Origin of the sequence: Planococcus sp. FY231025 (assembly GCF_052078085.1) — a bacterium.
Classification (GTDB): Bacteria; Bacillota; Bacilli; order Bacillales_A; family Planococcaceae; genus Planococcus.
This window is the reverse complement of the sequence record NZ_JBQJJG010000001.1, coordinates 179017-202790: the sequence shown is the minus strand read 5'-3', so window position 1 is coordinate 202790 and position 23774 is coordinate 179017. Positions and strand designations below refer to the sequence as shown.

Here is a 23774-nt window from a genome sequence, read left to right as displayed (position 1 = left end):
TAAGTTTTTGTAATAATTCAAACTCCTTGCCCATTAAGCCTATTTAAGTGTAAATATATTGAAAATTGAACGAAAATGTATTTAGTTTTTACACCGCCAATAGAAAAAGAGCGGCGCCTATGCACCACTCTCTCCTATTACCAAATCGACTCGGCCCATTCCGGATGGTCGATGAATGGATTGCGGTTGCCCTGGAAGTCTTCGATTTTTTCATTGCGCTGGCGCTCCCAAGCACTTACCGGATCCTGCGCATGCCATTCGAGCAGCACCGACAGCTTTCCGTGATACGGCGCCGTCCCGTTGTTCAACATATTGTTCAGCTCGAGGTCGACCGGGTCGCCGGGCTCATAGCGGACCGCCATGTAAAACAGCATGCGCGCTACGTCGCCTTTCACTCGGTTCGGCGGCTCCCATGAAGTGGATGTGCGCAAGCAGCCGTCGCATCCGCTCACGGCACTTCCGCCGTAATCAAAGTCGAGGTTGCCGCGCAGGCCGTTCACTTGCACATCGGTCGGGCGCAGATGGTGGATATCGGTTCCCGCTCCCATCGCCGTTCCGAAATCGCCATGCGACTTCGCCCATGTGTGCTCACGGTTCCAGTCGCCGACGTCCCCGCCGTTCAACAGCTTCGAACGCGATTCGCCCGTGTACAGCAAGATGACGTTGTTCGGATTGTTCGGATCTTCATCCGTCACTTTTAGCGCATCCCATACCGCTGAATAGCTGAGCTGCTGGTGGTCGTCGATGATTTCATGCAGCTCCGCTTTCAAAGCCGTCCCCTGCAATCCCGCCGCCGTGGCATAATAGCCGTCGACCGGAGCAGCTGCGCTCACTGTCACCGAGAATGATTGAGTGATCCTTTGAGAGCCGTCGCTCGCTGTCACGCCGACGATGTGCGAGCCCTCCGGCAAGCTGAGCGTCAGCGTCGAACCGGATACCGTCCCTTTGGTCGCCGAGAATGAAAGACTCTGGCCTTCAGGGTCTGCGAAATAATCCCGCAAATCATATTGCAGCGTAGTTCCTGCCTGCACTTGTTCGTTCGCAAATGTCTTTGTTGATGTCGGAGCAGCGTTCGGCGCCGTGCCCGAGCCGTTCATCGTGTGCGCGCCGAGCTTGCTGAATGTGTCGGTTGGATAAGCCGTCCACTGCGCAGAAGGAGTGAACCCGTCATTGATGACGCGGTCGCCTGACGTTACGTCTGCATTCCGCACCAGCGTGACGTCTGCGATATTATTGACACGCGCCCCGGTCCGGCCGACGGAATCGATTGCCGTACCCGATTTCTCCAGGACCAGCGCATCATCCCCGTTGAAGTTGATGACGCTGTCGCTCCGCAGATCGCCTTGCGATTTGATCGTGGTCGCCGCGCTGCCGTGATAGACGACAAACGTCTCCCCGTTCGCGAGCGTGCCGGACAAGTTCACTTCACTTTGCGGGTAGGTGCTGCCATTTGAATAAAGCGACAGCGAATACGAACTCAAGTTGACCGAAGCCCCTGTGCCGTTATAAAGTTCCACCGCCTTGTTCATGCTGCTGCCTTCGATGTATTCCGAAATCAATAGATCGCTTGCCGTTGTTGCCGCCTGCACCGGTGCCGTTGAACCTGGCAGCCATAGACCCGCAGCTAACCCGGCTGCGAGTACCGCTTTTATTCCCTTGCTCCATTTGCTTTTGGCCATCTTTTCGTCTTCCTCCTCTTTCCTGGAAATGGACGTGCGGCAAAACTACTTCTTGATAGTGAATATATTTGTAAATTAATAACATATAAATATATTAATTTACAATTTTAACTATTTTAACTTTAACTAACCCCTCTCACTTCGTCAACGCTATTCAAAAACTCTTACGCAAACTTAATAAAACACAAAAAGCCCCATTGAATTGTTTGCGTGCCTGGCACGCGCTCAATTCAACGGGGCTCTTCGATTTATTTGCCGCTCATCGGTTCTGCAATCGCTCCCGCGAACAAGACCAATCCTGTCTCCGTATCTTCGATCGCCAGGAAAAACGGCCGGTCGACTTGCATTTGAAACGGTTCTTCAGGAGATCCTGATGTCGCAACATTAATACCTGTCACCGCCGCAGCCTCCGAACCTTCTTCATCGACATTGAGAAAGGTTTTTTGTTTTACCGAACTAATGAACAGGTTGTCGCCGCCTTCTACCATCTTGGTGAATTCCGCTTCCCCTTCAAACGCTGATGTCATGCCCAATGTCTTTAGCGGCTCCGTCAAAGCGGCTTCATACTCTAGCCCAAACTTCGGAAGACGGACTTTTCCGCGTCGCTCTCCAAATGCTGCGTTCCATTCATCCCATTTCCCGCCCGCCAGGCTTTCTTCAAACTCCGCAAGCGTCGAGCCTTCCTTCGGCAAAAACACTTTCATGTGCATTTCCCCTTCTCCGTAAGGCAGCGATACCGCTTGGAAATCACCTGTCTCCATATACAGGAGTGTTTCATTGAGCTCCATGAGTGGCATTGTTTTCACCGCTCCGTCCACCAGATGGAAATCGCCATCCTGCGTATCGTCTTCTTCAAACGGATACTGCCAGTCTCCTTTGAAGTAAACCGCGTTTAGAAGCATGATGACCAAATTCGGATCGAGCGGATCTTCTGTAATTTCTTCAATTTTGCCGTTCGTCGATTCGCTCACCCATTCGTTGATCCGTTTCACCGAGCCATTGTCCATTATGTCGATCTCTTCGATTTCTGCATTGAAATAATCCCGGTTATTCTTCGCAAACGCTTCCTGGAACTGATATTCTTCATTCAGCCAAATTGAATTCGCTATGTTCAGTTGGATTTCTTCCGAATCACTGTAGAGCTGGTTCATCAGCGAGGCATTTGCACGGTTCAAGTCATCGGCTTCTATCCCAGGCACCCCGAGCGTTTCCGCGATCTCTTCTTTTGTCACGCCTTCCGCGCCGTTATACACCATCGACACCGCCATGAACAAACTCGCTGAGGAAAGGAAGCGGTTGCCCTGCTCGTTCGGCTCTGCGAGCGGCAGCAGTTTCCATCCCAGCTCATTGCTCGGCGCGACGATTTTTTGGTAATCCGTTTTTCCGTATTCCACATCATCCGCAACTTTCAAAGAACCGGACTCGCCTTCCTGCACGCTCGTTCCACACCCGGCCAATAGCAATATGGACAAGACCATCAATAGTTTCCGCAAATCGTTCACCCCTTTTCAATATTAGACTGGATGAAACTGGAAAAGTTACAAAACTCCTTATGATTTGTTTTTAAGTTGTTTGCGTGCCAGGCACGCAAACAACTTAAAAACCATTCACGCTTCATCTTCAGCGTGCGGCTCCGGCTTCCGGCAATATGTGAGGTAGCCATCAAAGGTCTGTGGATAAGGCGGTGGAAGTTGTTTGAGGAGAAAATCGAGATCGAAAAAATCGTAGAATGCAGGGCGTCCCGCAACATATAAATGGAAAGAACTATATGGATACTGCTCCATTTCTTCCACCATCGGAATTTTGGTATTGATAGGATTGCGATGGATATACCTGCTGGCAGTAAGAAGGCTTGTTGCTGTGACAACTTTGTCTGAAAAGTAGCGGCCTTCGTACATCGTTCCGAAATAGCCATATTTCTTTTTATGGTAATCACTATAGCGCCGGTTGATCATCGCCATGACTTTCCCGAGCGGCACTTCCGGAGATCGGATCAGCAAATGGTAGTGGTTTGTCATCAAGCAGTATGAAATGATCGTGAACGGATATTTTTGATAGGTGTAATTCATCACGTGGAAAAAAGTCTGAAAATCTCTTGTATCCCTAAAAATGCTCTGCCGATTATTTCCGCGCATCACCACATGTTCAAACACCTCTGGATTCCAAGCACGCCGATTTCTACCCACTCCACATTCCTCCATTCCTATAGAAGCATTGTCTCAAGGGTAGTAATCTAGAAAAATCTTGTCAATTGTTCACATAATTTGATAACTCGGATTTAACCGCTCCTATAGGGGCAAAACTCATTTTTCATGCAAGTTTCCACTCCCCACTTCCGCATTCCGTCCTCATAATATTTTTATCACGAACCCGGCACTCAGATCACACATTCGCTACCCTCAAACAAAAAGCCCAGCAGAGAAATCTCTACTGGGCTGTCAAATTGTGTCTAAGTTGTTCGCGTGCCAGGCACGCAAACAAACACAACAACTCTACTCCTCTTTATACGCGACCATTCTTAACAGCATCACAACCGTCTCCGCTCTCGTAGCGTTTCCGGTCGGCTCAAACAGGTTGTTGCCGCGGCCGGAAACGATGCCAGCCCCTTGCATCGCCCCAATCGGCCCTCTTGCCCAATCCGGGATGCTGGAGTCGTCCGCAAAGCCGGTCGGCGCTGTTGTATCCCCTTCAAGCTCCATCGCACGGGCAATCATCGCTGCCATCTCCATACGCGTTATGTTTCGGTTCGGACGGAAACTGCTGTCATTGAAGCCTTGGATCACTCCCGCTCCCACTGCCTCCTTGACAGCTGTTCTCGCAGATTCACCAATGCGTTTGTTGTCAATGAACTTCAACTCTTCTCCATCACCTTTTAACCCTAAAGCGTTGGCAAGGAGAATTGTAAATTCCGCACGGTTGATCTGGCTGTCCGGCTTGAAAGTTTGATCCGCGTAGCCGCTGACGATTCCTTGCTTCATTCCTTCTATTATATATTCTTCCGCCCAATGCCCTTCAAGATCCACCCAATCCACAGACAATGCAGCTGTCCGCAAAGGAGAACGAGCATCTGCCACGGCGCTCTCATATGCCCCCAGGTCGACTGCTGCGCCCACTATCCGGGATCCGCCCTTTGAACCCGCAGGTACACCATCGGACGCCCATTTGCTATTCCCTCCATCAATTGCTATGGAATCATCACCGAGTCCATAGTCCCCTTCGGTAGCCGGTGCTTTATCGGGAGCAATCGGTGTTAGAAAGCCGGGATCCTCATCCAGGTTGTTGCCCGAATCTTCTCCGAATGCCTCCTCCCAAGCCGCACTGCCTCCTGAACCCTGAATCAGGCTGTAAGCAAAATCGGGAATCGAATTGCTATTATAAACCGATGTGGAATTGTCCCAAATGATGCTGTTTTGTACGACAGGCGCACTGCCGCTGCTATAGAGGGCGCCTCCGGCAGCCGCTTTGTTCCCAGCAATCGTAACATTGGTCATTTCCCAGTCCGTTACATAATTGCTGTACAAGCCCCCGCCTGAAGCCGCCTCATTTCCGCTGATCAAACTATTGCCCAACCGCATCTCGCTATTGTAGTTGTAAATCCCGCCGCCTTTTGCAGCTGCCTGGTTGCCGGAGAGCTTCCCATTCAGCAATGCTATTTTGCTTTCTGTGCTATACAATCCACCGCCATTTTTCGCCTCATTCCCTTCGAAACTTACACTTACCAGCCTCGTTCCACTTGCCCCTGCAAAAAGCCCGCCGCCATTTTCGCTTGCTGAGTTCTGATCGATGGACCCGCCGATAAATTCCGGATGCCCGCCGCCAACTGAAACGCCCCCTCCGAATTTAGCGGTATTCTGATGGATTTTCAAATTGGTATACATTGGCGATCCGCGTTCAATATAGATCCCCCCACCGGAAGCCGCCGTATTACCGGAGATTTCAATGCCATCTAACGCCGCATGGCCAATGGCCGAATAAACCCCGCCGCCTTTCCCGCTTGCAGCCGTGTTCAACGTGATTTTTCCGCCGCTCGCATTGAAATTAGAACCTTGCACCGCAATGCCGGCCCCCAAACCCGCTTTGTTGCCCATTACGTGAACGCCTTTCAAAGACATTCCATTGTCCTGTGAAAATATCCCGCCGCCCATGGAATGGGCTTCGTTTTCCCGGACAACGACATTTTCCAATGCGGGTTCGCCGGCATGGCTTGCAAGGCCGCCGCCATTCTCCGAAGCCTTGTTTTTTTCGATGATCAGGTCCGAAAGCTGAGGGCTGCCTTCCTGATTGTACATTCCGGCTCCTGCTCCGGCACTGTTGTTTCGGATCGATCCGCCTTCGATGATGGCATGGCTTTTCTGATTGAAAATGCCGCCTCCGGCAGTTAGTGCCTTATTATTTTCAATGGTTACATCGATCAGTTTCGGGTGGCTGCCGTTATTGAAAATCCCTCCGCCGTTGCTGCCATCTTCGATATTGTTGTCATTCGCATTCCCTCCCGAAATGGTTACGCCGTCCAATACAGCGGCCGGATCCAAAAAAGTGCCTTGCGGATGATAGAACACATGGAGTGCATCAAAGTCATCCACTGCACCATTGCGATTCAAATCGCCGCTGAGGATGGTTTGGTATCGTTTTGCATCTCGATTGCCTGCATCAGTTGCGGAAAATCCCCCTAAAATCGCCACTCCGTTTTTCAGTTGAAAACTTTTGGTTCGAGAGTTTTTCGGCGTTGAATCTCCATTGATGTCTTTTGTCGGATAATAAATTCCTTCTGCCACGCGGATTTCATCGCCTTCCTCGGCTTTGTCCAATGCGCGCTGCAAGTTTGGGAACGCGTCCTTCCAACTTGTTCCGTCGTGCTTCCCGGCGGCAGTGCTGTCCACATAGATTATTTTTTTAGCCGCATCTGCAAGAGAGGCCTTCCCCGGCAAACTGCTCCACACCAACCCCACAAGCAGGACCGAGCAAACCACCGTGATCAAAATCAAAAAAGCACTTCTCTTCCTGCTCCTTATTCGCATCTATCCCTCCCCCTCTCCATTCGGATTTATACGCGAAGTATACAATATATTCTGAATATTTACAATATAATACTTTTATTATGCTTAAAGTTGCAGTAAGAAGAACTATTATTTTACATACATTTCTTCAGTTGTTAATTTGAACCACATTAAAATCAATGCAAATAAATGGTATAATTTAAGGATTAAACCAATAATACTTTTTTTCTGAGGTGAATTTATTTGAAAACCATGTTCCGCTTCCGAGGCGTTCTTGCGATACTCGCTGCACTCGTTTACTTCTACTTCCTGATTGGCGGGATTGAAACCTTTTTGAATAACGATCCGGAGCAGACGGCTGCCTGGAAAGAAGAAAAGCCAAATGCTTTCTTCTTTAATGTCATGATAACGTTCAGTATATTCCTGTTGTTCCTTGGCCTCTTCAACCGTTTCCTGATTAGTTTCATCCTCACTAACGGGGTCGCCTGGTTTCTCGCTGCCATGAGCTATTTCAAGTTCAGCTTTCTAGGAGAATACCTTTACCCGTGGGACTTGATGCTTTACGATAACGTCGTGAATCTCTTGCCGAACTTGATCAAAGAAGTGGACTTCGGAAAAGTCCTTCTTTACTTCTTCGGCGCCATCGCACTCGTCGCGGCCCTCGCCGCCTTCATCCGCATCAAAAAGCCGAAGCGCCTGATCCGCTTGAACATTTGGAAGCGACTCGTCCTGATCGTTGTGGCTGCCGGTTTCCTGAGTTTGTTCATCTTCTACCGCTCGATCCCGAATGTGGAAACATCGCTGAAGGACGCCGGCGTCACGAATATTACATTCGACCAGAACCGCAATTACAAAACGAACGGTTTTTTCGTCACGTTCCTGCTCAATATGCAAAGCGCGATTGTCCTTCCGCCAAGCGGCTATAACGAAAAAAACATCAATGAAATCATCGAAAACTTGGAATCCCGGCCTATTCCCGCCGGCTCATCCCCTACAGAAAAACCGAACGTAATCGTTATTATGAGCGAGAGCTTCTGGGATCCGACGGCTATCCCGTCGCTCGAATTTGCCGAAGACCCGATGCCGACTGTCCGGAAGCATCAGAATGGCAACATCCTGACCTCGACATTCGGCGGCGGCACCAGCAATGTGGAATTCGAAGCGCTGACCGGCTTCACCAATATGTTCCTGCCACCCGGTTCCGTGCCGTATCAGCAATACATCAAGCACGAACTGCCGGCGCTGCCCCGCTATCTCGACGGGCTCGGCTATCAGACTACTGCGGTCCATCCTTACCCGAAATGGTTCTGGAACCGCGAAGAAGTTTACCGGCACATCGGCTTTGAGGAGTTCATCGACATCGATGGCTTTGACGATCCCTTGTACAAAGGTCCGTTTGTCTCGGACGAACAAGTGACCCGTACCCTCATCGAGCAGGTCGAAGAGACCGAAGAACCGCTTTTCGCCTATGCCATCACGATGCAGAACCACACGAGCTACAACAGCAATAAATATCCGGAGTTCACCGTCGAAACGACGACGCCGCCCGAAGTCGATCCGGTCTTCAATTTGCTGCTGCGTTCCTTCACACAAGGGATCGCCGATGCGGATGCGGCCTTCAAAGCGCTGACCGGTCATTTTGAGGCGTCGGAAGAACCGACGCTGATCGTCTTTTTCGGCGACCATCTCCCGGCTCTCGGCCATGATTATAAATTGTTCAAACAAGCCGGGTTTGTGCCGAAGGGTCCCGGCGAAGAAAATTGGGAGCTCGAAGACTTCAAAAACATGCACACGACGCCGTTAGCGATTTGGAGCAATTACGGCGCCGACATACCGGAGTTGGGAACCATCAGCCCGTCGTTTCTTGCCCCGGCCATTTTCGATTTGGCGGGCATCGAAAAGCCGCTCTACTATTCCCTTCTTGAAAACTTTCAGAAGGAAATGCCCGGCTATACTTCCAAAGTAAAAATCGATGCAGAAGGCGAACTGTACAAAGTGACACCGGACAGCGTGGAAGATGTCAAACGCGCCTACGAACTGATCCAGTATGATTTATTGTTCGGCAAGCAGTATGCGAAAGAAAAATTATTTGGGCAATAAAAAAGAAGATTCCGCAGCGAGTATCCTTCACTGCGGAATCTTCTTTTATTTGGCGTTTTTTGGGCCTCTTATTGCTTGATGAAAATCTGGGTGTGGTAATAGCCGTAGCTGCCGCCTTTGTACGTACCGATTCCGATATGCGTGTAGCCGCTGCTCAGGATATTGCTCCGGTGGCCCGGACTGTTCATCCAGCTCTGCATGACGGCTTCCGGTGTGCGCTGGCCGGCCGCAATATTCTCACCGGCGCTGCTGTACGAAATGCCGGCGCGTTTCAATTGGTCGCTGTACATTCCAAGAGTCGGCGAGCGATGGTCAAAATAATTATTGGTTGCCATATCCTTCGATTTGGTGATAGCCAGACTCTGCACGCCTGCATGTGATTTCAATGCAGGAACGCCCGCTTTCGCGCGTTCTTTATTGACCAGAACGAGAACTTCTGACATGAATGCCGCCTCACCGGCCGGCTTTTCCGGCACCAAAATCCGGTGAATAAAAGCGGCCATCTGGGCTCTCGTCACATTCTGACACGGGCTGAATGTCGAAGGCGTCGTACCGGAAGTGATGCCATTCGTGACCAGCGTATCTATGTAGGAATAGAAGGAATTGGTCGCCGCTACATCTTTGAACGCCTGGATTTTGGAGCTCGTCCCTTTCAGCTCAAATGCGATGACTAGAATCTTCGCGATTTGTGCACGCGTCGCCGGCTGGTACGGATTAAATCTTGTCGCTTTCGCGAACACGCCGAGGTCTGTCAATGCGGCAATTTCCTTATAGCCTGTCGTGGTTGAAGAGACATCCTTGAATCCCGGATTCGGCCGGTTCGCCGTAGAAATGCCCAGCGCCCGCACAATCAGGATTGCGCTTTGTGCGCGCGTCACCGATCCGGACGGATCAAACCTGCCGTCCAATTTGCCGCTGATGATGTTCTTTTCGGTTAAATCCGTTATGGCCTCGTGTGCCCAATGGGATGACGGAACATCTGGGAATGTGGTTGCTGCTTGAGAAGCCTTAGGGTTAGCTGAGAAAGCGATCATAGCAGCAAACAATACTAGCATAACCTTTTCCAATGAAGCGAATGTTTTTAGATTCATACGAAACTCCTTCTATAAGAGCTTTTGATTTAATAATATTATGGGCTCTTATAAAAACATTTTTTCAGAAAAATAATATTTTGTCAATTTTATATTTAATATGATAGATTCTCTCTTTTGAAATTTATATTATACCCAAGCTATTCTGTTTGTTTTAATAATGAATGCCTTGCTTTTTAAGCAATAAAAAACCCTGAACGAGAGCACTTATAAAGTGTCTCCCATTCAGGGTTTGATTCAGGTTCCTTTCGGAGCCCTATAAAATATTGTCCATATCAGAGATATGAAATTATTTTACTACGTAGCCGTTAGCGTCAGTCAAGTCGTCTTGACCAGCTTTAACAGATACAGATACTGAACCAGCTGGAGCTGCAGCAAGTGAGAATTTAACTTGGTTCGCGCTTCCAGTTACTTCTTCAAGAACAAATGCATCTGCAGTAGTTCCGCCAACAGTGATGTTGAATACATCGTTAGCGTCTACAAATGGTACGTCAAGGGCTTCGTTGAAAGTAACAACCACTTCGTCGCCAGCTACTTGAACTGAAGAGATCTTAGCTGAAGTGTTGTCTTTGATTGCTACTGTGTAGTTAGTAGTTGGTGCTACGTTACCAGCTTTGTCAGCAACATTCAGGACAGTCAATAGAGCTGGAGCTCCATCTTCTTGATCGCCGATGTTAACAGATCCTTCTGGCAATTGGATAACTACAGTAGTTTTAGCGTTGCTTGTGAAGAAGATATCAGTTCCAGCAGGCAATGATTGACCGTCTAAACGGTAGTTAGACAAGTTCAAAGCGTTCTGTGAAAGTTCTTCGTCGAAGTATAGAGTGAACTCGTTGTCGCCAGTTTCAGTTACTGAAGCTGGTTCAAGTTCGTTATCTACAGTTCCACCAGCAACAGGTACTACTACTGTAGTCGAGAATGCTTTAGAAGCATTTCCTTGTGCATCAGTGAAGTAACCAGCAGGTACTGTGATTGTGTAAGTACCAGGCTCGATGTCTCCAGCGCCAGCTACGAAATCTAGATCGTAAGTATCGCCGTTAACGATGAAGTCAACGCCTTGTGAGTTGCGCACTTTGATATCTCCTGGAAGAGTTCCAGAAGCTACTGAAATGTTTTCGTTGAAAGCAAGTTCTACAGTATCTCTGTCAGTTGCAACTTTAGAAGAAGCAAGGACTGGAGCTGTAGTGTCTTTCGTGAATGTAACTGAAGTGCTGTAGAAATCGTTATCGTTGTTAGCAGAATCAGAAATTTCATCTTCTTCTAAGAACAATGTGTAAGTTTGAGTTGTGCTTGTGCTAGTCCAGTTAGCCAAATCGTCAACTGAGAACGTGTAAGTTTTTCCAGTTGTGTCTGTAGTGTCGCGAGTTACCAAGACATCATCTTGAGTAGCTCCTTGCTGCAATACAACATAGAAAGAATCTTCTTGGATATCTTCGCTCAATGTAACTTTAGCTGTGTTTTGGCCAGTTACTTGAACCGAAGTTACGCGTGGTTTTTCCAAATCAGCTGATGGAGCTGTAACAGATCCGTTGTAGATAGCCATTTCGTTTGGAGTGTCAGCACTGTCAAGAGCACCAGCGATGTATAGAGAAGCTGTTTCGTTAGCGTTCAATGATTTAGTGATTGTTACTGATTTGCCGTCTGCACCGATTGTGTAATCAGCAGCAGCTACTGGCTGGTTGTTCACACGAACAACTGTTGGCTCAGCAGACAAAGCTTCAGAGAAGTTTACTGTGATAACGCCGTTAGCGTATGAAGTTCCAGTTACAACTGGTTTCACTGAATCAGTGTAAGTGTAAACTGTGCTGAATTTAGCAGTTTCGATGTAGTTGCCGTTAGCATCTTTAGCAGTTGTAGCAACTGGGTAAACTACGAACAATTCGTCAGTTCCTTCGATGCCGCCGTTGTAAGTCAAGACTACAGTCTTTTTATCTGCTCCAAGTACTGCAGAGTCAGGCGCGCCCATTCCTTCCAACTCATAGTTAGATACGTCAGTTGCAAGGTTAGCAGCAGCTGTATCAGTAGTTAGAGTTGTTTTGAATTTAACTTCGATTTGGTTAGCGTTCAAAGGAGTTACTGAAGCAACTTCAGCAGAATCTTTTACGATGTACTCCTCAAGAGCGTGGATCCAACGAGCGAAGTCGCCGCGAGTAATGTTGTCATCAGTACCGAATTGAGTAGCTGATTTACCGTTAGTTACGCCGTTATCAACCAAAGCCGCTACAGCAGCCATGTAACGAGAGTTTACGTCAGTGAACTTAACGTTAGAAGTGTCACCTTTAAGTTTGAAAGCGTTAGCCAAGAAGACTGCAGCTTCACCGCGAGTGATGTCTCCGTTAAAGTCGAAAGATGTAGCTGTTTTACCGTTAGTTACGCCAGCAGCTTTCAAAGAGTTGATAGCTAGAGCGCCACGAGTTGGTACATCAGTGAATCCTGATGAAGGAGCATCCGGGTTGTTAAGGCCAGCAGCGTTAGCGATCATGATCGCAGCGTCGCCACGGATGATTTCTTTAGAGATACCGAATTGTGTTTCAGAGATCCCTTTAGCGATAGCTTGTTCAACAACGAAATCAACCGCTGCTTTGTATTGTGGAGCAACGTCCGTGAATGCTGCTGTTTTTACGTCATCTGCAAATGCAGCTGGTACTACCGCTGTAGCTACTAGAGTTGCTGTCGCTGCAGTAGCAACGAATTTCTTGTAAGACTTTGGTTGGTAAGCCATGTGTGTAATTCCTCCCTAATTTGGATGTTGATTTGTTGATTTGGCGAGTTTGGTAAACTCAATTTAAACCACTGAACACAATCCATTAATGCCAAATTAAGTATAATAGCAAATACTATTGATACGAAATGCAATTCTGACTTAATGGGCAATATGAATTACTGCACCAGGGATTTAAACTCTTAACTAGTGTAACAAAGATGGCGAATATTTCAAGTGATATCTACAAAATATATCCTATAAATTACATTTTATTATGAAAATGATACGTAAGTATGACAAATAATACCGAAATCTGAAAATTAAATCGCATATTAAGTGGTTTTTCCCTATAAATATAACTTATACAAACATAATAAATGTTGCTATATCAAGGTTTCTTTAGTTTCTATCGCTTCTTTATTGTTTATTTGAATACGATCTTGAAAAATAATTAGTTATTCGAAGTGTTTTCCACTTGTAATAGTTCAGTATTTTCTGCCGTAGGTCTTATTTATTAACAACCGGGACAAACCGTCTGTTGTCATTCAATTCAGCATTCGAGGCGAAAGCTGTGTTTTCATCCGGTTTCCTTTATAATAGAAGGAGTGTTAATTTTTCTAGGAGGTAAAAATGTTTACAAAAATTAAAAATTTGAGCCCATGGCTTTGGGTGCCTGTTTTGGTGGGCCTTGCCCTGCGTTTAGCTATTCTCATCCATTATGGACCGGGCCTGAATTTGAATAGCGATGACGTTTTCTATATTGATAGCGCCAAGCATCTGTTGGCGGAAGGAAAGCTGGTCTATGTCGATCACACTGAACCGACCGTACATATTATGCCCGGCCTGCCGTTCCTGGTCGCTGGCGTCTTTTTCTTTTTCGGAACCGGCACTGCAGGCATTGCAGCAGCCAAAGTGCTGATGATCTTGCTCGGCTGCGTCAGCATCGCCGGCGTCTACAAAATCGGTGAGCGCCTATTCAGCCCTGTTGCCGGATCGGTCGCCGCCATGATTCTGGCCCTGTACGTCCCAATTGCCGTATCCGACAATCTGGTGGCGACAGAAGCTCCGACGACCGCAGCGTTTGTCCTGTTCGTCTACTTCTCGCTCCGTTTGGGCGAGACGTATTCCATGAAGGATTTCTTTTGGGTCATCGGAACGTATCTGTTCATGATCATGTTCCGTCCGACTGTCGCGCTGTTCCCTGTCCTGTTGCTCGTCTACCTTGTCTTCAAGGCGTATCCGGTGAAGATTGCCTTCAAGCAGTTCGCCATTGCGGCAGCTCTGCTGCTCGTCGTCCTCGGGCCTTGGTGGGCACGCAATTATATTGCGTACGACGCGTTTATTCCGCTGTCAGGCGGCGCAGGCAATCCGATGCTCCTCGGCACCTACCAAGCGCACGGCTATAAATACGGGCCCACTTCCCGCGAGGTGATCGCTGAACTCGTTGAGAAGTATCCGGATGCGAGCCGCTACCAGCAGAACATCTACCAGATGGAAGTGGCGAAAGAGCGCATCGAACGCATGCGCGAGCACAACCCGGAATGGCTGAAGGAAACGTACACGATCAAGAAATTCGAAATCCAATGGAAGGCTCCCTTCTATTGGATCGAAGTATTCAGCATCACCGCCGAAAAAGTCCGGGCAGCCTATCAGGTGCTGATTTGGACGGGCGTCGCTTCCTTCTTCCTCCTGTTGGCGTTCAAGCTCAACCGGTGGCGCGAATTATTGTACCTGTTCCTGTTCTTTGCTTACTTCACCGTTATGAACAATGTCTATTTCGCTTATCCGCGGTACAACCAGCCGCTCATGCCGTTTGTCTTCCTGTTTATCGGCGGAGCGTTCCACGTCTTCGGACTCGCCTTTTCGAATTCACGGCAAAAAAAATCATCCCCATCAGAAATCTGATGCGGATGGTTTTTTATTTGTTAGCTTTGTTAACCTTTTTTTATGTAAAGGTACTTTTGAGTAGATAAAGGCTGCTGTTATACTATAAATCAGTTCTAATCAGGGGAGGCCCCATAAATGAAAGAGTATTATAACGGCAAAAATTTTTGGGATAAAGAAAAAAGTTGGCGGATTCAATACCCAATCAATGAGGAGATCATTCGAAAAGCAGAAGCTCAGTTAGGTATAAGTTTTCCAGAAACATTCAAGCAATTAATGAAAGACCATAATGGCGGAGAACTTACTTATCCATATTTTATATTGCCAGACAGATCCGGGAAGTATCAGTTAGATATTGATCCTATTCATTTCGAGGACGATGATACGAGCATTATATCGTACGGTGATTTGTTGGAAGAAGCAAAGTTGCCGAGGAATCTAATTGTATTATGGTCGGATTACCATCACTGGCTTGTAATGGATTATCGTTTTACAAAAGAAAACCCTTCTATCCAATGTATTCAGGAAGACTACTCCACCGAAGAAATGTCTTGGAAATATATTAAGATGGCAGATACATTTGATGATTTTATAAAACAGCTTTTTCGTATAGTGGGCTAGGCTAGCTCGTTTTTGAAAATGTTATGTATTTATTCCTTATTCCAGCAGGCTTTAGGTATCAATTCTTTTACTAAATAAAGTTGGTTCATATCATTTATATCCCTCTTGTAGAGTGCTTATCCAGCGCCGGCGCGTCTACGGGCTGGGCGAAGCGTTGAGACGAGTGCCTTTCTCGGCTCATCGCGAAAGCCATGCCCAAAGCGGCCGAAGCGGTTTAAAAACTTGTTTCTATCATTACCTTGTCTCTAGAAGGTCTTCCTATAATTTACGTTGACTTACTTTGAATTCTCTATGAGCGTTCAGCGGACTTCTACGAGCGCTCAATCGGTTTATACGATCACTTCAAGCTGTCCAATGAACATTCTCCCCTCCCCCAAATCCAAAAAATCACCCGCATCCATGAAGATGCGGGTGATTTCTTTAATTGGACTTGATCAAATTCTCTTTCACCATCAGCATTGCAAGGATCGCTGCCAGGTAAATCGACACAGCAGGCGCTGTCAGCACGTGGCCCGCTGTATAGGCGATGCCTGTGCCGAGCAGGAATGCGACGCCGTAGAGCACGTAGAAGTACGTGAAATGCGTCTTGATGTGGCGTACGAAATGGATCAGGTACTTGCCTGCGAAATAAACGAACGGTGCCATCAGGTACAGGAACCCGATCCAGCCGAACGAATAGAACCAGTCATGGAAATCCATCTCGATCATCTTCGGTGTTTTGCCTGGTTCAGGCACTTCGTAATTCCCGGCGAAGCCCATGCCGAACAATTGCTGTCCGATCGGTGAGCTGAAGAAGTCGTCGTTCATCACTTCTTTGTACTTCTCGCGCGAACTGAAGATTAGGTTCTGGACTTGTTCATTCGTAATATCGGGTTCCTCTACCGGCTCGACATATCCCGGTTCGCCTTCTAGAGGCAACTCTTCGCCCGGACGTTCCACCGGATCCTTGAAGTCGATGCCGAGCGATGTGATGTGTGCAAACATATTGCCGAATACCGGCGTAACCGGCGTGATGACCACTAGCAGAACTGTCAGGATCGCCGAAACGATGAGGTTTGCTGTGATGTTCGCTGTTTTCTGCTTCATAATGAAGCGCATGATCAAGCTGCCGAACAGGACCGACAGCAAGACAATCAGGATGCCGCCGTAGCCGACTTTCGTGCCAAGTGCGAGCATTCCGAGCGACAGAATTACAAACGGAATCCAGGCCCATGACTTTTTCAAGGAATCGGTCTTCTGCGTGCCGTAAAGCGCCATAATCGGCAGCACGATGGCCATGATTGCGCCGATTTCATTGCCCGCATAGAACCAGCCAGTAAAGCCGACCTTCGTATGCGAGTAATTCGACAAGCTTGTCCCGGTGATCTGAGCGACCACAAAGACGATGCCGATGATCAATCCTGAAATCCAGAAATACTTGGTCGTTTTCCCGGAAATGTCGAAATCGCGGTCCTTCAATTCACGGTAGACAATCGTCAACCCTAAAAGAACAATATGGAAATAAATTACTTTATTGAAAAATTTCAACTCTTGGAATAAATAATATGGATCTTTTACGTTCAAATTGACGGCGATGTTGATGCCTATGACTACGGCCAATCCGATCAGGTACACCGTGAACAGGCGGCTGATGCGGCTCTTCTTCGATACCCATAGGAGCAGGGCCAGCATGGCCACCATATAAGCGGCCCGGATTAGGACGCCTACGGTCAGGCTGGTGTTCACCATAAAAATGGAAGCGGTCGTCAATACATCGATGATTGGCTGCAAGGCGATAAAAGCCACAAATAACATGAGTATTTTTTTATAATTCATAGTTGGGGGTCCTCTTTCATTTTGTTAGCTCAAGTTCATGGAATATAGCCGATAGCTTCGACTGGATCTTCTTTTGTTCGTACTGTTGAGCAGTTTGATAAGCGGCTTGGCCGGCTAGTGATTTCTGTTGGTCGGATAATTGCTCGTAGGCGGCTAAGCCTCTTGCCAAATCTTCAGGGTTGCCAGGCTCGAACAGCCAGCCATTCTCGCCTTCGACTGTGTAGTCGAGAATGCCGCCGATGCGGCTTGCGAGGATCGGCGTTTTGCACGCCATGGCTTCCAGCCCTACCAGCCCCAGACTTTCCCCTTTGCGGGTCGTCGGGAAGATGAACAGGTCAATGATGTTGTAGATTGCGGCCAGATCGGCGTGCTTCATCAACGGGAAATGGATGACCGACTCGTCCAGGCCAAGCTCTGTTTTCATCTTGAAAAACTTGGCGTCGTCCTTGCCGGATCCGACCATGATGAGGCGCACCTCCTGCTTCAATTCAGGATGTTCTTTCAGGAATTGGGCAAACCCGTTCAAAAGGTGATCCCAGCCCTTGCCGACATCCATCCGCCCGACATAGCCGTAATAGCGGAAAGCCGGGTCCAAGTTGAAGCGCGCCATGAGCTCCTTCTTGTTTTCCTTATCCGGATAGAAAACGGCGTCGTTGACTCCGCCGGACGGGAAAATGCGGATGGGCGTCTTAACGCCGTATTTCTCGCGGACCAGCCCTTCATAGTAGCGGGAAGGCGTGATAATCACCGACGATTGTTCGAGCAGCTTTTTCACGTTCGGCTGGAATTTCTCCTGCGACGGGACTTCCGGCACGACATCGCTGCCGTGCACGTTCGTCACGATGCGCACCGACGGCCTCATTTTCTTGAGCATCAAGAGCGGCAGCGCATTGTGCGCGGCGTAATGGACATAGACCGCGTCATATCCGCCGCTCATGCCTTTGCGGATAACGTTCGCGTAATGCCCGGCGTAGCCCAATGCTTTCTGCCATTTCGCCGTCTTCTTTTGGATAACCGCTTTCTCCACCTGAAATCCTTCATTGGCAAGGATGGTTTCCGTGTTCTGGACAAACACGCCATAGCTCGGAAATTCCTTAGAAGGATACATATTCGACACCAATAAAATTTTCATACGGATCCTTCCTTCCAAATGGTTATTCGTAATCTTTGATTTTCGCTTTCATGTATTCGAGCAAGTCTGCGCGAAGGTCCGGACGCTGAAGCGCGAATTCGATCGTCGTTTCGACAAAGCCGAGTTTTTCGCCAACATCATAGCGTTTCCCCTCGAATGCATAGCCATAAACATTCTGGATCTTGTTCAATTGCTCGATGGCATCGGTCAGCTGGATTTCTCCGCCTGCACCGACTTTCATCTGTTCAAGGAATCCGAAAATCTCCGGATTGAAGATATAGCGGCCGATGATCGCCATGTTCGACGGCGAGGTGCCTGCTCTCGGTTTTTCAACAAAGCCTTTTGCTTTGTACAAGTGATCGAATTGTTCGGAAGGGTCGATGATGCCGTAGCGGTATGTCTCTTCTTCCGGCACTTCCATGACACCGATAATCGATGATTGGGTTTCTTCGTACTTCTGCATCAATTGTTTCAAGCCTGGCGTCTCTGCCTGGATGATGTCATCGCCAAGGAGGACTGCAAACGGCTCATCGCCGATGAATTTGCGTGCTGTCCACACTGCATGGCCAAGGCCAAGCGGCGCTTTCTGGCGGATATAGTGGATATCGACTTTGCTGGATAATTGGACCGCATTCAACAGCTCGAATTTTTCGGATTCAGCAAGGCGCGTTTCCAGAAGATGCGCCGAATCGAAATGGTCCTCGATCGCCCGCTTGTCTTTTCCGGTAACGATGATGATATCTTCGATTCCTGAATCGATCGCTTCTTCGACGATGTATTGGATCGTCGGTTTGTCGACGATTGGCAGCATTTCTTTCGGCATCGCTTTGGTTGCAGGCAAGAAACGCGTACCTAAACCAGCAGCGGGAATGATCGCTTTTCTGACTTTCTTCATGTCCGAGGCCTCCTAGGGTAAGTTGAAATAAAAGCATGTGGTTTGTACATCGCTCCGGCCGCTTGGGGCATGGCTTTCGCCATGAGCCGGGAAGCACACCCGTCTCATAGCTTCGCCTAGCCCACTGACGCGCCGGCGCTGGAGAAGTTTTTTTTAATAAAAAATGTACCAGACAGCTTTTTGACTAATTACTACATAGATATGGAGCAAACAGCGGAGACGCCCGCGGGATAGCGAGACAGCCGAGACCCCGCAAGACGCGTAAGCGTCTGAGGAGGCTTGGCGCTCGCCCGCAGGCAAGCGCAGCTGTTTTGCGGAATATCATAAAAAATATTAGCTCACATTATACAATCAGTTTTTAGAATCGCCCAACAAGTAGACGTCGAAACCGGCTGCTTCCCATGTTGCGCGGTCGATGCAGTTTTTGGTGTCGATGACGATTTTATTCGCCATGGTCTTCAGTGTGGTCGGGTCGATGTCTTTGAAAGCCTGGTGGTCGGTGAGGATGACCAATGCAGATGCATCTGCGACTGCTTCATCGAACTTCTGGGTCTGTTCCGGAATGTTGTTTTCCTTGATATGCGGATCGTGCGCTACGAGTTTCATGCCGCGTACGCGGAATTGCTCGATCACTTCGACCGATGGGCTTTCGCGCATGTCGTCGATATTGCCTTTGAAGGCAAGGCCGAGGACACCGATTTTCGGATCTTTGATGCCTTTGGCAGCAAGGATGTCCGCTGTCAGCTGCGCTGTATATGAAGGCATGCCGTCGTTCGTCTGGCGCGCCAGGTGGATGATTTTCGCTTTTTCGGGATCCAGTTCAACTAGGAACCACGGATCGACTGCGATGCAGTGGCCGCCGACGCCTGGGCCCGGGAAATGGATATTGACGCGCGGGTGGTAGTTGGCGAGCTTGATTGCTTCCCAGATATTGACGTTGATGCCTTGGGCGATCATCGCAAGTTCGTTGGCGAATGCGATGTTGACGTCTCGGTATGTATTTTCCATGACTTTGACGAGTTCTGCCGTCGTTGCATCGGTTTCGTGCATGGTGCCTTTGACAAATGATTTATAGAGGTCAGACGTCTGCCGAGCAGACTCTTCGTTGATGCCGCCGATGATGCGGTCGTTCGAAACGAGTTCCGCGAACACTTTGCCCGGGATGACGCGTTCCGGTGAATGGGACACGAGAATGTCTGTCCCGATTTGGAGGCCTGACTGGACCAGTTCCGGCAGCATGATGTCTTCAACGGTACGCGGCGGTACAGTCGATTCCAAGATGACAAGATTGCCTTTTTTCAAGTACGGGACAACCGAAGCTGTCGCTTTGCGCACGTATTCGAGTTCCGCGGTTTTGTCCGCTTTGATCGGCGACGGTACGGCAATGATGAAGACGTCCGATTCGACCGGAGTCGTGCCGGCTGTCAGCATGCCGCCGTCGATGGCGCCGTTCAAGCGCTCTTCAAGGCCGAATTCTTCGATGTGGAGCTGTTTGTTCTGGATCATTTTGACCGCTTTTTCGTTAATATCTACACCGTGGACTTTATGTCCATGATTTGCGAACATGACCGCTGTCGGCAAGCCGATATAGCCAAGACCGACAACACAGATTGATTTCTTCATTTTTCCATAACTCCTTTAGCGTGATCGCATTACTTTCATTAAAAAGACCGGCAAGTTCATCTGGCGCTTGATGCGCGACGGGCTTGAGCCAAGCCGGTATAGCCATTCGAGCCCGAGTTTCCTGAATGGGGCCGGTGCGCGTTTGACGGTTCCGGAGAAGACGTCGAAACTGCCGCCCACTCCCTGGAATACTTGGACGTTTGGAAGCTTCTGTAAGTTCCGGCGGATCCATAATTCCTGTTTCGGGCTTCCGAGGGCGACGAAGAGAATCTTCGCGCCGCTCTGGTGGATGCGCGACACGAGCGCCGCTTCATCCATTTCATAGCCGTTCGTGTAGCCAGCCACTTGAATCGCTGGATGCGTTTCTTTTATATTGGCGATCGCTTTGGTGACGACTTCCTCTTTTGCGCCATAAAAATAGACCGGATGTCCGTCTTCTTCTGCAAACTTCAGCAAGGTGGCCATCATGTCGACGCCTGTCACGCGTGATGTAATGTTGCCGCCTTTCAGTTTTGCAGCGAGCAGAATTCCGACCCCGTCAGCAATCTGGTAAGTCGACGCATTGATCAATTCCTTAACCTGCGGATCGCGTTGGGCAGCCATGACTTTTTCCGGATTGACGGCGATGATCGTCGACTGCTGTCCCCCAGCGATTCGTTTACGTAAATCTTCTATTATACCTGTATAAGACAGGGGTGAAACATCGACCCCTAAATAACTTTCTTTCATCGTTAAACCCCCGGTTCGTTGGCTTTCAATTTTATTAGTATAGCAGATTTCACGGGGAGTTGCACAGGGCGAATGACAAGTGTTAGAATTTAGCGAGGACAAGGCGTCAGCGCCTTAGTTTGAGGAGGAAAAAGTGTGAAGATTGTACTATCTGGCTTTTATGGATTGGGTAATACGGGTGACGAAGCCATCCTGAAAGCCATTATTGATAATTTGCGTGCTGAATTGGATAACCCCGATATTACGGTTTTTTCTTTGTCACCGGAAAAAACGGCGAAAGAATATAATGTGAAATCGATTTACCGCGCGTGGCGCCGTGAAAACAAGGAGAAATACCGCGCTTTGAAAGGGGCGGACTTGTTGATCTCCGGCGGCGGCGGCTTGCTGCAAGATACATATCCGACAAAATTCTTGTTCGGACCGCTCCCTTATTATTTATTGATCGTCATACTCGCGAAAATCGCGGGGACGAAAGTGATGTTCTTCTCCCAGGGCATTGGGCCTGTGACATCGACATGGGGCAAGATCCTCATGAAAGTGTTCGCAAACCGCGCCGACTTTATCACCGTGCGCGACCAGTACTCGAAAGACTATTTGAAAAAGCTCGGCGTGACGCGCCCGGAGACGGTTGTGACAGCGGACATCGTGTTCGCGTTCAAGCCGGACGAAGAAGACCGCGCGTACAACTCCCTTCCATTGAAAGGCGATGAGAAGATTGTTGCCGTGACGGTGCGCCCGTGGTTCGACAACCCGGACTATATCGAAAAGACCGCCCGCCTGCTCGATCAATTAATCGAACTTCGCGGCGTGACGCCGGTGTTCGTGCCGATGGAAGGCAAATACGACGTGCCGGCATCTAACGACGTCCTGTCGAAGATGCAGCATGCCGACAAAGCGAGGCTGCTCGGTTCGGACTTTACGCCGAATGAATTCCTGAACTTCATCCGCCATGCGGACCTGACCGTCGGATTGCGCCTGCACGCCCTGATTTTCTCGGCGCTGTCGAATGTGCCGCATCTCGGCTTCAGCTACGACAAGAAAGTCGAAAGCTTCCTGAAACGCTCCGGCATGTGGGATTATTCATTCCGCCTCGGCGAGATCGATGAAACCAAATTGCTCGAGAATGCGTTATATCTATTGGACAACAAAGCGGCCGCTCAGGCCATCATGGAACCCAATGTAGCGAAGCTGCGCGCCGAAGCGATGCGCAATGTCGAATTGCTCGAAGAGAACTTCGTGAAATAAGGGAATAGAGAAAGGAAATAAACGATGAAAATTCTATTGGCAACATCCTACGATTATCCGCATCTTGGCGGATTGTCTACGCACATGACAACGCTGAAGACCGGCCTTGAGAACCTCGGCCACACTGTCGAGACGCTGTCGTTCTCTGACGTCGAGAAATGGCGCCGCGACTGGATCGCCCGCGCGCCGTCATTCGTCCTGAACAAAGCTTCGCTTGGAGCGGGCTATGTCTGGACATTGAACCGCCGCCAAGGCTTCCTTGAACGGATGCTGAAAGCCGACAAGTATAAATCATTCGATATCGTCAACGCGCAGGATGTGTTCGCGACGCGCGCATCCATCAACGCCGGGCTGCCGACAGTCACGACGGCCCACGGCTACTTGACGTACGAAGGCATTTCCAAAGGTTCGGTCGCAGAAGACAGCAAGCATAAGCAGAACCTGTTGGACGTCGAGTTCAGCATGTTCAAGAAGAGCCGCGCGGTCATCACGGTCGATACCCGCATCAAGGAATACATCAAGCGCGAAACCAGCGTTGACGCGACGATGATCAAGAACTTCATCGACGTTGAAGACTTCAAGCCGGAACTTGAGCGCCGCGAGGAATTCCGCAACAAGTACAATATGAACCAGGACGACCTGATCTTCTTCATCCCCCGCCGGCTGACGAAGAAAAATGGCGTCATCTACCCGATCCTCTCCTTCCCTCCGGTATTGGAGAAATTCCCGAATGCGCGCCTCGTGTTCGCAGGCACCGGGGAAATGATGGATGACATGAAAGCGAAAGCGAAAGAGCTCGGCATCGCAGAACGCGTGACGATGCTCGGTGCTGTCGACCATAAGGACATGATCCAATATTACGCCTTGAGCGACATCGCGCTTGTGCCGTCGATCTATTCGGCCGGCGTCGAGGAAGCGACATCAATCTCGGCGCTTGAAGCGATGGGCTCCGGCATTCCGCTGATCGCCTGCGCGGTCGGCGGCTTGAAAGAGATTGTCGACCACGAGAAAGACGGCCTGCTTGTCGAGGAACGCAACGTGCAAGCGTTGACCGACGCCATGATCCGCCTGATCGAAGAGCCGGAATACGGCAAAGAGCTGGCAAAAGCGGCGCGCGAGAAAATCATCGCGGAATACTCGCATTTTGCAGCTGCCAAAAAATACGAAGCTATTTATATGAATGCATTGAAAAAATAATCTGCGGGCGAAAGGAATTCGTTCCTTTCGCCTTTTGAATTGGGCTGGAGTTGTTTGCGTAC

General features: G+C 49.0%; 16 protein-coding genes. 5 read left to right on the top strand and 11 right to left on the bottom strand.

Features of this window, described 5'->3' with window-relative positions:
* Positions 1 to 137 precede the first annotated feature (137 nt).
* From ACTL32_RS00895 to ACTL32_RS00880, 4 genes are all read right to left on the bottom strand, one after another.
* Positions 138 to 1679, bottom strand: a complete 1542-nt coding sequence (locus ACTL32_RS00895) for an endonuclease (protein WP_441339706.1) — start codon at positions 1677 to 1679, stop codon at positions 138 to 140.
* A 248-nt stretch (positions 1680 to 1927) separates the two neighbouring features.
* Positions 1928 to 3172 carry a serpin family protein gene (locus ACTL32_RS00890; RefSeq protein ID WP_441339705.1) on the bottom strand — a complete coding sequence of 415 codons (1245 nt, stop codon included), beginning with the start codon at positions 3170 to 3172 and terminating at the stop codon, positions 1928 to 1930.
* 114 nt (positions 3173 to 3286) lie between these two features.
* Complete coding sequence (locus ACTL32_RS00885; RefSeq protein WP_441339704.1) at positions 3287 to 3865, bottom strand: transposase; 579 nt, start codon at positions 3863 to 3865, stop codon at positions 3287 to 3289.
* Between the two features lie 306 nt (positions 3866 to 4171).
* Positions 4172 to 6664, bottom strand: coding sequence for an S-layer homology domain-containing protein (locus tag ACTL32_RS00880; protein ID WP_441339703.1), 2493 nt, complete (start codon positions 6662 to 6664; stop codon positions 4172 to 4174).
* A 264-nt stretch (positions 6665 to 6928) separates the two neighbouring features.
* Between ACTL32_RS00880 and ACTL32_RS00875 the strand changes: the two genes are divergently transcribed.
* Positions 6929 to 8776: an LTA synthase family protein gene (locus tag ACTL32_RS00875; RefSeq protein ID WP_441339944.1), complete on the top strand. Its 1848-nt coding sequence runs from the start codon at positions 6929 to 6931 to the stop codon at positions 8774 to 8776.
* 68 nt (positions 8777 to 8844) lie between these two features.
* Here the strand turns inward: ACTL32_RS00875 and ACTL32_RS00870 are convergent, their stop codons facing one another.
* Together ACTL32_RS00870 and ACTL32_RS00865 are read right to left on the bottom strand one after the other, a co-directional pair.
* Positions 8845 to 9867: an S-layer homology domain-containing protein gene (locus tag ACTL32_RS00870; protein ID WP_441339702.1), complete on the bottom strand. Its 1023-nt coding sequence runs from the start codon at positions 9865 to 9867 to the stop codon at positions 8845 to 8847.
* Positions 9868 to 10156: 289 nt separating this feature from the next.
* Positions 10157 to 12589 carry an S-layer homology domain-containing protein gene (locus tag ACTL32_RS00865; RefSeq protein WP_441339701.1) on the bottom strand — a complete coding sequence of 811 codons (2433 nt, stop codon included), beginning with the start codon at positions 12587 to 12589 and terminating at the stop codon, positions 10157 to 10159.
* Positions 12590 to 13201: 612 nt separating this feature from the next.
* Between ACTL32_RS00865 and ACTL32_RS00860 the strand changes: the two genes are divergently transcribed.
* Together ACTL32_RS00860 and ACTL32_RS00855 are read left to right on the top strand one after the other, a co-directional pair.
* Positions 13202 to 14476 (top strand): ArnT family glycosyltransferase, encoded by a 1275-nt coding sequence (locus ACTL32_RS00860; protein WP_441339700.1) that lies wholly within the window; start codon positions 13202 to 13204, stop codon positions 14474 to 14476.
* 117 nt (positions 14477 to 14593) lie between these two features.
* A complete protein-coding gene (locus ACTL32_RS00855) occupies positions 14594 to 15076 on the top strand; it encodes an SMI1/KNR4 family protein (RefSeq protein WP_441339699.1) in 483 nt (160 codons plus the stop codon).
* 420 nt (positions 15077 to 15496) lie between these two features.
* On the opposite strand, the gene ACTL32_RS00850 is transcribed toward ACTL32_RS00855, so the two are convergent.
* The 5 genes from ACTL32_RS00850 to ACTL32_RS00830 all read right to left on the bottom strand — a co-directional run bounded on the left by ACTL32_RS00850 (position 15497) and on the right by ACTL32_RS00830 (position 21270).
* Positions 15497 to 16891 (bottom strand): O-antigen ligase family protein, encoded by a 1395-nt coding sequence (locus tag ACTL32_RS00850; protein WP_441339698.1) that lies wholly within the window; start codon positions 16889 to 16891, stop codon positions 15497 to 15499.
* A 16-nt stretch (positions 16892 to 16907) separates the two neighbouring features.
* Positions 16908 to 18023 carry a glycosyltransferase family 4 protein gene (locus ACTL32_RS00845; protein WP_441339697.1) on the bottom strand — a complete coding sequence of 372 codons (1116 nt, stop codon included), beginning with the start codon at positions 18021 to 18023 and terminating at the stop codon, positions 16908 to 16910.
* 22 nt (positions 18024 to 18045) lie between these two features.
* The gene (gene galU, locus ACTL32_RS00840; RefSeq protein ID WP_441339696.1) at positions 18046 to 18918 is read right to left on the bottom strand and encodes a UTP--glucose-1-phosphate uridylyltransferase GalU; all 873 of its coding nucleotides are present in this window, start codon (positions 18916 to 18918) and stop codon (positions 18046 to 18048) included.
* Between the two features lie 351 nt (positions 18919 to 19269).
* Positions 19270 to 20541: a nucleotide sugar dehydrogenase gene (locus tag ACTL32_RS00835; protein WP_441339695.1), complete on the bottom strand. Its 1272-nt coding sequence runs from the start codon at positions 20539 to 20541 to the stop codon at positions 19270 to 19272.
* 15 nt (positions 20542 to 20556) lie between these two features.
* Complete coding sequence (locus ACTL32_RS00830; RefSeq protein WP_441339694.1) at positions 20557 to 21270, bottom strand: WecB/TagA/CpsF family glycosyltransferase; 714 nt, start codon at positions 21268 to 21270, stop codon at positions 20557 to 20559.
* Between the two features lie 135 nt (positions 21271 to 21405).
* Between ACTL32_RS00830 and csaB the strand changes: the two genes are divergently transcribed.
* Together csaB and ACTL32_RS00820 are read left to right on the top strand one after the other, a co-directional pair.
* On the top strand, positions 21406 to 22515 hold the full coding sequence (csaB, locus tag ACTL32_RS00825) for a polysaccharide pyruvyl transferase CsaB (protein WP_441339693.1): 1110 nt from the start codon (positions 21406 to 21408) through the stop codon (positions 22513 to 22515).
* Positions 22516 to 22539: 24 nt separating this feature from the next.
* Entirely contained in the window at positions 22540 to 23712 is a 1173-nt protein-coding gene (locus ACTL32_RS00820) for a glycosyltransferase family 4 protein (RefSeq protein ID WP_441339692.1), read from the top strand.
* Positions 23713 to 23774: the final 62 nt, after the last annotated feature.